This is a genomic window from Bacillus cereus group sp. MYBK101-2 (genome assembly GCF_051918845.1).
Classification (GTDB): domain Bacteria; phylum Bacillota; class Bacilli; order Bacillales; family Bacillaceae_G; genus Bacillus_A; species Bacillus_A paranthracis.
In genome coordinates this window covers 222,347-236,114 of the sequence record NZ_JBQAIE010000001.1, presented here as the reverse complement: position 1 = coordinate 236,114, position 13,768 = coordinate 222,347, and the positions used below count along the sequence as shown (strand labels likewise).

Sequence of the window (13,768 nt, the reverse complement as noted above, 5' to 3'; positions counted from 1 at the left end):
TAGAGCTCGTAGAATAAAATCCCTCACCTAACTCGAGGTGAGGGGTTTTCCTGCGTGTAAGAGTAAAATGAAGAGGTGCGAATAAATGAAACAAAGTATGGTATTCAGTCCTACATTACGTGAAGTTCCAGCTGATGCGGAGATTAAGAGTCATCAGTTATTACTTCGTGCAGGTTTTATGCGTCAAAATGCTTCTGGTATTTATAGTTTTCTACCATTTGGTTTAAAAGTACTACACAAAGTAGAACGTATCGTTCGAGAAGAAATGGAGCGCGCAGGTGCTGTAGAATTATTAATGCCAGCGATGCAAGCTGCAGAATTATGGCAAGAGTCAGGTCGTTGGTATTCTTACGGATCTGAATTAATGCGTATGAAAGATCGTAACGCTCGTGAATTTGCATTAGGAGCGACACATGAAGAAGTAATTACGGATCTTGTACGTGATGAAGTGAAATCATATAAAAAATTACCGTTAACATTATATCAAATTCAAACAAAATTCCGTGATGAACAAAGACCTCGTTTCGGTTTATTACGTGGAAGAGAGTTTCTAATGAAAGATGCATACTCTTTCCATGCTACACAAGAGAGCTTAGATGAAGTATACGATCGCTTATACAAAGCATACTCTAACATTTTTGCTCGTTGTGGTTTGAATTTCCGTGCGGTTATTGCTGATTCTGGGGCAATGGGTGGAAAAGATACACATGAATTTATGGTATTATCTGATGTTGGTGAAGATACAATTGCATACTCTGATACATCTGATTATGCAGCGAACATCGAAATGGCTCCTGTTGTAGCTACGTATACGAAGAGTGACGAAGCAGAAAAAGCGCTTGAAAAAGTAGCAACACCAGACCAAAAAGCAATTGAAGAAGTATCTGCATTCTTAAACATCGAAGCTGAAAAGTGCATTAAGTCTATGGTATTTAAAGTAGATGAGAAATTAGTAGTTGTACTTGTTCGTGGTGATCATGAAGTAAATGATGTAAAAGTGAAAAATGTATACGGTGCTTCCGTTGTTGAGCTTGCCTCTCATGAAGAAGTAAAAGAATTATTAAATTGTGAAGTTGGTTCATTAGGTCCAATTGGTGTAACAGGTGATATCGAAATTATTGCTGATCACGCTGTAGCATCAATTGTCAACGGATGTTCAGGAGCGAACGAAGAAGGGTTCCATTATGTAAATGTAAATCCAGAACGTGACTTTAAAGTAAGTCAATATACGGATTTACGATTCATTCAAGAAGGAGACCAATCTCCAGACGGAAACGGAACAATTCTTTTCGCACGCGGAATTGAAGTTGGTCATGTATTTAAATTAGGAACTCGTTATAGTGAAGCAATGAACGCAACATTCCTAGATGAAAACGGAAAAACACAACCACTTATTATGGGTTGTTACGGCATTGGTGTGTCTCGTACAGTGGCAGCAATTGCAGAGCAGTTTAATGATGAGAACGGTTTAGTTTGGCCAAAAGCTGTTGCACCGTTCCATGTGCATGTAATTCCAGTAAATATGAAATCTGATGCACAACGTGAAATGGGTGAAAACATCTATAACTCATTACAAGAGCAAGGATATGAAGTACTACTAGATGATCGTGCAGAACGTGCAGGCGTTAAATTTGCTGATGCTGATTTATTCGGCCTTCCAGTTCGCGTGACAGTTGGTAAAAAAGCAGACGAAGGTATTGTAGAAGTGAAAGTACGTGCTACAGGTGAGTCTGAAGAAGTAAAAGTAGAAGAACTTCAAACATATATTGCTAATATTTTAAAATAGGAAGAGGTACCTCGTAATGAGGTACCTTCTCTTTCTTTGTAAACGTATTTTGTAAAAGAAGAAGGGAGAAATCTTTCTTTGTAGTACGTTTCAATTTATAATAGCAAATGGAAGGAGAGTGCTTATGTCTTTAACAAATGAACAAAAAGAGCGATTTCAAATTTTGCTCCAGCAGTTGCAAATACCAGACGACCTTATAAATCAATATTTACAAGGCGGTGGTATTGAAAGGCTCGTTATCGATAAAGCGAATAAAAGTTGGCATTTTAATTTACAAGTGCCACGTATTTTGCCTACAGAATTATATGAATTGCTAGAAACAAAGCTTAAGCAATCATTTTCTCATATTGCAAGAACAACATTTGCATTAGAAACAGAGAATAAACAATTTACTGAAGAAGAAGTGAGGGCGTATTGGCCACTTTGTACGGAACGAATTACATTTTCACCTATGTTTGCTTATTTAAAGAAGCAGCTTCCGCAGGTCAATGGAGTGAAGTTACTTATAAATGTGAATAATGAGCTGGAATCTACTGCTTTAAAGAAAAACGTTGCGAAACCAGTAGGGGATCAATACGAAGCTTTTGGATTCCCCCGTTTCCAGTTAGACACACATATAAAGCAAAATACAGAAGAAATGCAAAAGTTTCGTGAGCAAACGCAGCAAGAAGATCGCGAACGTGTTATACAAGCTATGGAAGAAATGGCGAAGAAACAAGCTGAAGAAAGCAGCGTTGTGCACGAAGGACCGATTACACTTGGGTATCTTATTAAGCCGGATGAAGAGATTACACCGATGCGAGAAATTCAAGATGAAGAAAGAAGAAAAACAGTTCAAGGATATGTCTTCCATGTAGAAACGAAAGAACTTCGTAGTGGCCGTACGTTATTAACTTTAAAAATAACGGATTATACGGATTCTATTATGATCAAAATGTTCTCTCGTGACAAAGAAGATATTCCAATGCTGCAGTCCTTGAAAAAAGGAATGTGGGTAAAAGCGCGTGGCTCTGTTCAAAATGATACATTCGTTCGAGATTTAGTAATGATTGCAAATGATATTAATGAAATAACAGGACCGTCTCGTAAAGATAAAGCGCCAGAAGGTGAAAAACGAGTAGAGCTTCATCTCCATACTCCGATGAGTCAAATGGACGCTGTTACTCCAGTTTCTAAGCTTGTTGCTCAAGCTGGTAAATGGGGACATGAGGCGATTGCCATTACAGACCATGCTGTTGCACAGTCATTCCCAGAAGCATATTCAGCTGGGAAAAAAGCCGGAATTAAAGTTATATACGGTGTAGAAGCGAATTTAGTGAATGACGGTGTACCAATAGCGTATAACGAAGCGCATCGTTTACTTGCAGAGGAAACGTATGTTGTTTTCGACGTTGAGACGACAGGTTTATCAGCTGTGTATGATACAGTTATTGAGTTAGCTGCTGTAAAAGTAAAAGGTGGCGAAATTATTGACCGCTTTGAATCTTTTGCAAATCCGCATCAACCGTTATCGGCAACAATCATTGAGTTAACAGGCATTACAGATGATATGTTAACCGACGCACCAGAAGTAGACGAAGTGTTTAAAAAGTTTGAGGAATGGATGGGTGACCATACACTTGTTGCTCATAACGCAAGTTTTGATATGGGCTTTATTAACGTAGGATTTAAAAAAGCTGGTTTAGAAAAAACGAAAAATCCAGTAATAGATACGTTAGAACTTGCAAGATTTTTATTCCCAGAAATGAAAAACCACCGTTTAAATACGTTGTGTAAAAAGATGGATATCGAATTAACTCAGCATCACCGTGCGATTTATGATACAGAAGCAACGGGATATTTACTTGTAAAAATGTTAAAAGATGTGATTGAAAAAGGTTTTGAATATCACGATCAATTAAACGATAGTATGGGACAAGGGGATGCATATAAGCGCGGGCGTCCAAGTCATATGACATTACTTGCTACATCGGATGTTGGATTGAAAAATTTATATAAACTTGTTTCATATTCTCATCTAAATTACTTTTACCGTGTACCGCGAGTACCAAGATCACTATTAAAAAAATATCGTGAAGGTATTTTAGTAGGAACGGCTTGTGATAAAGGTGAAGTGTTTGAGGCAATGATGCAAAAAGCTCCTGAAGAGGTAGAAGAAATTGCGCAGTTCTACGATTACATTGAAGTAATGCCACCAGAAGTGTTACGTCATTTAGTAGAGCGTGAACTTGTTCGGGATGAGGGGCAATTAAAAACAATTATTTCAAACTTAGTAAAACTAGGTGAGACGTTAGATAAACCAGTTGTCGCTACCGGAAACGTGCATTACTTAAATCCAGAAGATGCAATGTATCGTAAAATTTTAGTTAGTTCGCAGGGCGGAGCCAATCCGTTAAACCGACATTCATTACCACCTGTACATTTCCGTACAACCGATGAAATGTTAGAGTGTTTCTCATTTTTAGGTGAAGACGTAGCGAGAGAAATTGTCGTAACAAATACACAAAAGATTGCATCATTAATTGGCGATGTTCATCCAGTAAAAGATGATCTATACACACCGAAAATTGAAGGTGCAGATGATGAAACGCGTGATATGAGTTATAAAATGGCGCGTAGTATTTATGGTGAAGAGTTACCTGAAATTGTAGAAGCGCGTTTAGAAAAAGAATTAAAAAGTATCATCGGGCATGGATTCGCCGTAATTTATTTAATTTCACATAAGCTTGTGAAAAAATCATTAGTAGACGGATATCTAGTAGGTTCGCGTGGATCGGTAGGTTCATCATTCGTTGCAACGATGATGGAAATTACAGAAGTAAATCCATTACCACCACACTATGTATGTCCGAAGTGTAAGCAATCAGAATTCTTTAATGATGGTTCTGTAGGTTCTGGTTTTGACTTACCGGATAAAGAATGTCCAACTTGTAATATTCCATATGTAAAAGATGGACATGATATTCCGTTCGAAACGTTCCTTGGATTTAAAGGAGATAAGGTACCCGATATCGATTTGAGTGCGACACGTTCTTAACTGAAAAGGTTAAGCACTAGCATCTTAGCATCCGCTAGTAGAACTGCTATTCTGAAGTATGGAAAGATGGAGTAACGTCCTGAAACATACTCACTGAAGCTACGGCAAGCGATAGCGATAATGCAAACATCAACATCGTTTGAAGCCCGTTAAAGTAGGCTGAAGTTCACCCTAACGTAAAAGACGAGGAAAGGGAGATATAAATCTTCTGTGAATGATAGGTCTGGTGTCTATAAAATTCCTACGGTTAGAATCAGTAGAATCACTGGGACGAACCCTCGACTGACTTTTCGTGAATGTCACGTTACAGAAATGTAACGGGGTCCAAAGAGGACTTCCAAGTGTGGATGAGTAAGCGTTTGGTTATGAAAATCCATACTGTGTTACAGGCACAGTCAAGCTTGGCGGAATTTAGGGGGAACCTAAGGGGATTATGTAAAGATAAGAATAGTGGAACGTGTGAAGCTTTCGACATAAGAGAAGATTGCACTTCGATGACGATGGTATGTGGAAAGGCAGATGCTATAACACATTTTACGAAAGTGGCAGTAGTGCCGTAGTACCGCTTAATGAAATGCCGAAGATGACTGAATAACCAATAGGTCGGAGGATAAAAACATTTCAGAGGGAAGGGCACAAGTCGTTAACGTCGAAACAAAACCTACAAAAGTCAGATTCCTGTATGACAAAAGAGAAACGAAAACTTCATTAAGGAAGTGATTAGTTGGCTGACTTGATGATTCAAAAGTTAAGAAACAATGAATATTTTGGCTTACAATCAACTTTTGACAATCTTTATGAAGAAAGCAAAAAGGGTCGATATTTCAAAAATATTTATGAGCTGATTATTTCTGAAGAAAACATTCGATTAGCCTTTCGTAATTTAAAAAGCAACATAGGTAGTAAAACGAAAGGGACAAATGGTCACACAATAAAACATCTTAATAAAATAGATGCCGACAAGCTAATTAGATTAACGCAGAAGAGATTGGAAAACTATATGCCGCATGCAGTAAGGCGTTTGTTTATATCAAAGCCAAATGGAAAAATGCGACCTTTAGGGATTCCAACAATTGAAGACCGATTAATCCAGCAAATGTTCCAACAAGTTCTAGAGCCGATTGTTGAAGGGAAGTTCCATCCACAAAGCTATGGTTTTCGACCAAAACGCGGCACTCATGATGCTTTAGCTAGATGCTATCATATGGTTAATCACAGTCATCAACATTTTGTAGTGGACATAGATATTAAAGGTTTCTTCGATAACGTTAATCATAAAAAGTTAATGAGGCAACTATGGACAATTGGAATACGGGATAAAAAAGTTTTATCCATTATCAAAAAGATGCTGAAGGCGGAAGTTACAGGTGAAGGCATTCCTGTTAAAGGGACTCCTCAAGGTGGTATTTTATCTCCATTACTAGCCAACGTTGTATTAAATGAACTTGACTGGTGGGTGTCAAACCAATGGGAAACAAAGCCGACAAGAGTACCTTATAAATTAAAACGCAATAAAACGGATGCGCTAAAAAAGACAAGGTTAAAGCCAATGTATCTAGTAAGGTATGCAGATGATTTTAAAATCTTCACAAATTCCTACGATAACGCTAGAAAGATTAAAATAGCGGTTGAAAAATGGCTCAAAGAAAGATTGGGTCTTGAGATAAGTGAAGAAAAAAGTAAAATCACAAACTTACGGAAAAACGGTACAGATTTTTTAGGGATTCGATTTAGAGCAGTTCAGAAGGGGAATGCTAAAACTGGTTATATTGTAAATTCTAAAATGGACCCGAAAGCGAAAGATAAAGTATTGGGTGTCATTAGGCATCAACTAGTGAAACTAAGAAAAAGTCCCACTCCAGAAAAAGTGATGAATTTTAATTCGAATATACTTGGGTTGCATAATTACTACAAAATTGCGACCAGAATCTCTCAAGATTTTAACGAGCTAAGACATAAAATTCATCCGAATATAAAATCATTGATGTTCAGAAACATCTTTGTTTATACAATAGAAACTAATCATATCATTGATAAGTTTTATGGAGATTATAATTGTCCAAGGTTTAAAAGTAATGGATTACTGGTCTATCCTATTGAAGCAATTCGACATGATATACGAGGTCAAAGAGACCCTAATTTTTCTGTTTATAATAAAAAGGATAGGGCATCAATTCATAAAGAGATAAAACATGTGTCTGTGCGAGAAATCGAAATGTTTCGTAAAGGAATATATAAAGCAAAAAGTGTTTTGTATGAAAATAATCGCTTAAGTAAATATGTCGCGCAAAAAGGATGTTGTGGCATAACGGGAGAACGATTAACTCCTCATAATGCTATATGTCATCACATTAAGCCAACAGGGCAAGGTGGTAGTGATGAATATCACAACTTGATTATTATTAATAAGAAATACCATACATTAATTCATAATAAAGACCCTCTTGCAAATGAAGATTATAAAAAAATGTTAGTCAAGCTTGAAAAGAAAGCATTAAATAAATTAAATAAGTTGAGAACGGAAGTAGGAAATCCAAAACTCAGCTTATAAACGTCGACAAAGTTAACGATGGAACGCCGTGTGAGTGTGAAAGCCTCACGCACGGTGTGGAGTGGGGGAAAAGCTGGAGATAATATCAAATGCTTACCTATCACTATACTTCTCTGGGGAATATCAACCACGTGCCCATAACTATACGAAAGTACTGTTCGGTGAAGATTATGTATATCGTGCAGGAACGATTGGTACAGTTGCGGAAAAAACTGCTTATGGATATGTAAAGGGTTATGCAAATGATCATAACTTAACGATTCGAAATGCAGAAATTGACCGCTTAGTAGCAGGATGTACCGGTGTAAAACGTACAACAGGACAGCATCCAGGTGGTATTATCGTTGTGCCAGATTATATGGACATTTTTGATTTCTCACCAATACAGTATCCAGCAGATTCAATAGGTGCTGAGTGGAGAACGACACACTTTGACTTCCACTCTATTCATGATAATTTATTGAAGCTTGATATATTAGGACACGATGATCCTACAGTTATTCGTATGTTACAAGATTTAAGTGGTATTGATCCAAAAACAATCCCAACGGATGATCCAGAAGTAATGAAAATTTTCTCAGGGCCAGAATCGTTAGGCGTAACGGAAGAACAAATTAACTGTAAGACAGGTACACTTGGTATACCAGAGTTTGGTACGAAATTCGTAAGACAGATGTTAGAAGAGACGAAACCGACGACATTTTCAGAGTTAGTCCAAATTTCTGGATTATCACATGGTACGGACGTATGGCTTGGTAATGCAAATGAGTTAATTTATAACGGTACATGTACGCTGAGTGAAGTTATCGGTTGTCGTGATGACATCATGGTATATTTAATCTATCAAGGTTTAGACCCATCATTAGCCTTCAAAATCATGGAGTCAGTACGTAAAGGTAAAGGTGTACCAGAAGAATGGGAAGAGGACATGAAAAGTAATAATGTACCAGGTTGGTATATCGATTCATGTAAGAAGATTAAGTACATGTTCCCGAAAGCCCATGCGGCTGCTTACGTACTTATGGCTGTGCGTATCGCATACTTTAAAGTACATTTCGCGCTTTTATTCTATGCGGCATACTTTACGGTTCGTGCAGATGACTTTGACGTAGAAGCGATGGCAAAAGGTTCAGCATCTATACGTGCAAGAATCGATGAAATTGCGCAAAAAGGTTTAGATGCAGCACCGAAAGAGAAGAGTTTATTAACGGTACTAGAAATGACACTTGAAATGTGTGAGCGTGGATACTCATTCCAAAAGGTCGATTTATATCGCTCACATGCAACAGACTTTATTATTGATGGAGACTCATTAATCCCTCCATTTAATGCGGTGCCTGGTCTTGGTACAAACGCAGCTTTAAGTATTGTGGAAGCACGTAAAAATGGAGAATTCTTATCAAAAGAAGACTTGCAGCAGCGTAGTAAGGTTTCGAAAACAATTATTGAGTATTTAGATAGTCAAGGTTGTTTAGGTGATTTGCCGGATCAAAACCAGTTATCGCTGTTCTGATAGGTAGGAAAAGTCTTTGCAAATCAACATTTGGTATGGTATACTATTAACCGAGATAACCATGTCATGTATATTGTGTGAAAAGAAGAGTGGGGAAACCCACTCTTTCGTGTTACTATCTACATTTTATTGATGTGGAGAGGTAAGAAATTTCTGTCGTATATACATATTTTGTTACAAGTTTTACTTCTTAAATTTGGTAATACTAAGACAGATATTCCCTGCTTAACGGCAGGGGCTTTTGTTAGCTAACGAGAAAGAATAAGATAGACCGTTCTATGGACGGGGTCTTTTCTTGTGAATGGTACATGGCGGCAGGAAGGAGGCTGTTTATGGATAAGAAAGTCACAGAAGTTGTAGAAGCATTTGCGCAGCCAATCGTTGAAGAGTTAAATCTTGAACTTGTAGATGTAGAGTATGTGAAAGAAGGACAAGACTGGTTCTTACGCGTATTCATCGATTCTGAAAAGGGAGTCGACATTGAAGAATGCGGTGCGGTGAGTGAACGTTTAAGCGAAGCTTTAGATAAAGAGGATCCAATTCCTCATCTTTACTTTTTGGATGTGTCATCTCCTGGAGCAGAACGTCCATTAAAGAAAGAGAAAGACTTCCAGCAAGCGGTAGGAAAACAAGTGGCAATTAAAACATATGAGCCGATTGATGGTGAAAAGATGTTTGAAGGAAAAATGCTTTCCTACGATGGTACTACAATTACACTATTATTAACAATTAAAACACGTAAAAAAGAAATCCAAATTCCAATGGACAAAGTTGCAAATGCGCGACTTGCTGTTACGTTTTAGTTAGAAGGGGGATCTTCATGAGCACTGAGTTGTTAGATGCCTTGCTCGTATTAGAGTCAGAAAAAGGAATTAGCAAAGATATTATTATTGATGCGATTGAAGCAGCGTTAATCTCTGCTTATAAACGCAATTTTAACCAAGCACAAAACGTTCGTGTGAGCTTTAACCCACAAGTGGGAACAATCCAAGTTTTAGCACGTAAAGACGTTGTTGATAATGTGTTTGATCCACGTCTTGAAATTTCTGTTGAAGAAGCAAGACAAATTAATCCAAACTATCAAGATGGTGACGTACTAGAAATTGAAGTAACACCAAAAGATTTCGGTCGTATTGCAGCACAAACTGCAAAACAAGTTGTAACACAACGAGTGCGTGAAGCAGAGCGTGGTGTTATTTACTCTGAGTTTAGTGATCGTGAAGAAGATATCATGGTTGGTATCGTACAACGTCAAGATGCTCGTTTCATCTATGTAAGCTTAGGGAAAGTAGAAGCTTTATTACCTGTAAGTGAGCAAATGCCGAACGAACAGTACAAACCACATGATCGTATTCGCGTATTCATTACAAAAGTAGAAAAAACAACAAAAGGACCACAAATTTACGTATCACGTACACATCCTGGTCTTTTAAAACGTTTATTCGAAATGGAAGTTCCTGAAATTTATGATGGAACGGTTGAAATTCGTTCTGTAGCACGTGAAGCAGGAGATCGTTCTAAAATCTCAGTACATGCAGAGAACATTGATGTTGATCCAGTAGGTTCTTGTGTAGGACCGAAAGGACAACGTGTACAACGAATTGTAGACGAACTAAAAGGTGAAAAGATTGACATCGTTCGCTGGTCAAATGATCCAGTAGAATATGTTGCCAATGCTTTAAGCCCATCACAAGTTGTGAAAGTACTTGTAGATGAAGAAGAGAAAGCAACAACTGTTGTTGTTCCAGACCACCAACTGTCATTAGCTATCGGTAAACGTGGACAAAATGCACGTCTTGCAGCTAAATTAACAGGTTGGAAAATTGATATTAAGAGTGAGTCTGATGCGAAACAACTTGGAATTGTAACAGAAGAAGATAGCGTAGTCGCATTCGGATTCGATTCAGTTGAAGACGAAATCGAGTAGAGGTGATGAGTATGAGCAATCGAAAAGTTCCGTTACGAAAATGTGTTGCAACGCAAGAAATGAAATCAAAACGAGAGCTCGTTCGCATTGTTCGTTCCAAAGAGGGAGAAGTGTCTATTGATTTAACTGGAAAGAAATCAGGACGAGGTGCTTATTTATCAAAAGATAAAGAGAGCATTCTTCAAGCTCAAAAGAAAAATGTTTTGGAACATCATCTAAAAGCGAAAATCGACAGTTCTCTTTATGAAGAGCTTCTTGAGCTTGTTGAGAAGGAGTCGAAATAAGTGTCCGATTGGAAATCGTTTTTAGGACTAGCAAACCGGGCTCGAAAAATTATTTCGGGTGAAGAACTCGTTTTAAAGGAAGTACGAAGTGGCAAAGCAAAACTTGTGTTGCTATCTGAAGATGCGTCAGTAAATACTACAAAGCGTATCACAGATAAAACGACGTACTACAACGTACCAATGAGAAAGGTCGAAAATCGACAACAATTAGGGCATGCGATTGGGAGAGATGAGCGAGTCGTTGTAGCTGTGTTAGATGAGGGCTTTGCGAAAAAGCTGCGTAGCATGCTCGATACAAATTACCGGGGGTGAAGGTATGAGTAAAATTCGAGTGCATGAATATGCGAAAAAACATAATATCTCAAGTAAAGATCTTATGACAAAACTAAAAGAAATGAATATCGAGGTTTCGAATCATATGACAATGTTAGACGATGAAGTAGTAAACAAATTAGATAATGAGTATCAAGCTGAAAAACCTTCTGTTGCAGATGAGTTTGAAGTAGAAGAAAAAGTTGTTCGTAGTAAAAAGAACAGCAATAAGAAAAAGAAAAAAGGCAAAGGAAACGAAGACAAGCGTCAAGAGAACTTTGCTGGAAGACAACAAACACAAACTGTAGAAACACCAGATAAAATTACTTTCTCTGGAAGCCTTACAGTAGGTGATCTTGCTAAGAAATTAAGCAAAGAGCCATCTGAAATTATTAAGAAGCTCTTCATGCTTGGAATTATGGCAACAATTAACCAAGACTTAGATAAAGACACAATTGAGTTAATTGCTAACGACTACGGTATTGAAGTAGAAGAAGAAGTAATTGTCAGCGAGACTGAGTTTGAAACATTTATCGATGAGCAAGATGATGAAGAGAACTTAAAAGAGCGTCCAGCTGTAGTTACAATCATGGGACACGTTGACCATGGTAAAACAACATTACTTGACTCTATCCGTAACTCTAAAGTAACTGCTGGCGAAGCAGGTGGAATTACTCAGCATATTGGTGCATACCAAGTTGAAGTAAATGACAAGAAGATTACATTCTTAGATACACCTGGTCACGCGGCGTTTACAACGATGCGTGCTCGTGGTGCACAAGTAACGGATATTACAATCCTTGTTGTTGCAGCTGATGACGGTGTTATGCCACAAACAGTTGAAGCAATTAACCATGCGAAAGCAGCAGGAGTACCAATTATTGTTGCTGTGAATAAAATGGATAAACCAGCTGCGAATCCTGATCGCGTAATGCAAGAACTAACAGAATATGAATTAGTTCCAGAAGCATGGGGTGGAGATACAATCTTCGTACCAATCTCAGCGATTCAAGGCGAAGGAATTGACAACTTACTAGAAATGATTCTTCTTGTAAGTGAAGTAGAAGAATATAAAGCAAATCCAAACCGCTATGCAACTGGTACTGTAATTGAAGCACAGCTTGATAAAGGTAAAGGAACTATCGCGACATTACTTGTTCAAAACGGTACGCTTCGAGTTGGAGATCCAATCGTTGTTGGTACTTCATTCGGACGTGTTCGTGCAATGGTAAGTGATATTGGTCGTCGTGTAAAAGTTGCTGGTCCATCAACTCCTGTTGAAATTACAGGTTTAAACGAAGTACCACAAGCGGGAGATCGTTTCATGGCATTCGCTGATGAGAAGAAAGCTCGTCAAATCGGTGAATCACGTGCACAAGAAGCGTTACTTGCTCAACGTGGTGAAAAATCTAAATTAAGCCTTGAAGATTTATTCCAACAAATCCAAGAGGGCGATGTAAAAGAAATTAACTTAATTGTGAAAGCAGACGTACAAGGTTCTGTAGAAGCAATGGCAGCATCACTTCGTAAAATTGATGTTGAAGGTGTTAAAGTTAAAATTATCCATACAGGCGTAGGTGCGATTACAGAATCTGATATCATTTTAGCTTCTGCATCTAATGCAATTGTAATTGGATTTAACGTACGCCCAGATGTGAATGCGAAGCGTACAGCAGAATTAGAGAACGTTGATATTCGTTTACACCGTATTATTTATAAAGTAATCGAAGAGATCGAAGCAGCGATGCAAGGTATGTTAGATCCAGAATTCGAAGAAAAAGTAATCGGTCAAGCAGAAGTACGTCAAACGTTTAAAGTAACAAAAGTTGGAACAATCGCAGGTTGTTACGTAACAGATGGTAAAATTACACGTGATAGTGGCGTGCGTATTATCCGTGATGGCGTAGTAATTTTCGAAGGACAACTTGATACGTTAAAACGTTTCAAAGACGACGTAAAAGAAGTTGCACAAAACTATGAGTGTGGTATTACAATTGAGCGATATAATGATCTTAAAGAAGGGGACATTATTGAAGCATACATTATGGAAGAAGTGAAGCGATGATAATCGCTTCACTCTCATTCGAGTGTATGATTTACGATGTGCATTCTTTAAAAGAGAAACGAGCAATTTTGCAACGGGTGCTAACTCGAGTGAAGCAGCGTTATAACGTAGCTGTTTCAGAAGTAGGGCATCAAGATGTATGGCAACGTACGGAAATTGCAATTGTTTCTGTATCCTCTAATCGTGTTATTTGTGAAAAAGAAATGAATCGTGTACTTGAGTACATCGATTCATTTCCTGAAATTGAACGTACGATAACACAATTGGAATGGTATTGAATGAGGTGAAGAGTT

At 37.9% G+C, this 13,768-nt stretch carries 8 protein-coding genes and 2 pseudogenes; all 10 read left to right on the top strand.

Annotated features, from left to right (window positions below):
* Positions 1-85: 85 nt before the first annotated feature.
* A complete protein-coding gene (locus tag ACTFSI_RS01110) occupies positions 86-1,786 on the top strand; it encodes a proline--tRNA ligase (protein ID WP_000814305.1) in 1,701 nt (566 codons plus the stop codon).
* A gap of 124 nt (positions 1,787-1,910) precedes the next feature.
* Positions 1,911-4,808, top strand: a pseudogene (locus ACTFSI_RS01105) (PolC-type DNA polymerase III); the annotation flags it as partial.
* A gap of 739 nt (positions 4,809-5,547) precedes the next feature.
* The gene (gene ltrA / locus ACTFSI_RS01100) at positions 5,548-7,374 is read left to right on the top strand and encodes a group II intron reverse transcriptase/maturase (protein ID WP_000774442.1); all 1,827 of its coding nucleotides are present in this window, start codon (positions 5,548-5,550) and stop codon (positions 7,372-7,374) included.
* A gap of 97 nt (positions 7,375-7,471) precedes the next feature.
* Positions 7,472-8,887: pseudogene (locus ACTFSI_RS01095) on the top strand (PolC-type DNA polymerase III); the annotation flags it as partial.
* Positions 8,888-9,219: 332 nt separating this feature from the next.
* Positions 9,220-9,690 carry a ribosome maturation factor RimP gene (gene rimP / locus ACTFSI_RS01090; protein ID WP_000359097.1) on the top strand — a complete coding sequence of 157 codons (471 nt, stop codon included), beginning with the start codon at positions 9,220-9,222 and terminating at the stop codon, positions 9,688-9,690.
* A 17-nt stretch (positions 9,691-9,707) separates the two neighbouring features.
* The gene (gene nusA / locus ACTFSI_RS01085) at positions 9,708-10,814 is read left to right on the top strand and encodes a transcription termination factor NusA (protein ID WP_000102609.1); all 1,107 of its coding nucleotides are present in this window, start codon (positions 9,708-9,710) and stop codon (positions 10,812-10,814) included.
* Between the two features lie 11 nt (positions 10,815-10,825).
* A complete protein-coding gene (gene rnpM / locus ACTFSI_RS01080) occupies positions 10,826-11,098 on the top strand; it encodes an RNase P modulator RnpM (protein ID WP_000071128.1) in 273 nt (90 codons plus the stop codon).
* Positions 11,099-11,410, top strand: a complete 312-nt coding sequence (locus ACTFSI_RS01075) for a YlxQ family RNA-binding protein (protein ID WP_001286523.1) — start codon at positions 11,099-11,101, stop codon at positions 11,408-11,410.
* A 4-nt stretch (positions 11,411-11,414) separates the two neighbouring features.
* Positions 11,415-13,475 (top strand): translation initiation factor IF-2, encoded by a 2,061-nt coding sequence (gene infB / locus ACTFSI_RS01070; protein ID WP_000036341.1) that lies wholly within the window; start codon positions 11,415-11,417, stop codon positions 13,473-13,475.
* Positions 13,472-13,753, top strand: a complete 282-nt coding sequence (locus ACTFSI_RS01065; protein ID WP_000582364.1) for a DUF503 domain-containing protein — start codon at positions 13,472-13,474, stop codon at positions 13,751-13,753. The genes infB and ACTFSI_RS01065 overlap by 4 nt, the downstream gene beginning before the upstream one ends.
* Positions 13,754-13,768: the final 15 nt, after the last annotated feature.

Coding starts and splice junctions, on each gene's coding strand:
- rimP (WP_000359097.1), top strand. CDS start 9,220: ATGGATAAGAAAGTCACAGAAGTTGTAGAAGCATTTGCGCAGCCAATC.
- rnpM (WP_000071128.1), top strand. CDS start 10,826: ATGAGCAATCGAAAAGTTCCGTTACGAAAATGTGTTGCAACGCAAGAA.
- nusA (WP_000102609.1), top strand. CDS start 9,708: ATGAGCACTGAGTTGTTAGATGCCTTGCTCGTATTAGAGTCAGAAAAA.
- ACTFSI_RS01065 (WP_000582364.1), top strand. CDS start 13,472: ATGATAATCGCTTCACTCTCATTCGAGTGTATGATTTACGATGTGCAT.
- ACTFSI_RS01110 (WP_000814305.1), top strand. CDS start 86: ATGAAACAAAGTATGGTATTCAGTCCTACATTACGTGAAGTTCCAGCT.
- infB (WP_000036341.1), top strand. CDS start 11,415: ATGAGTAAAATTCGAGTGCATGAATATGCGAAAAAACATAATATCTCA.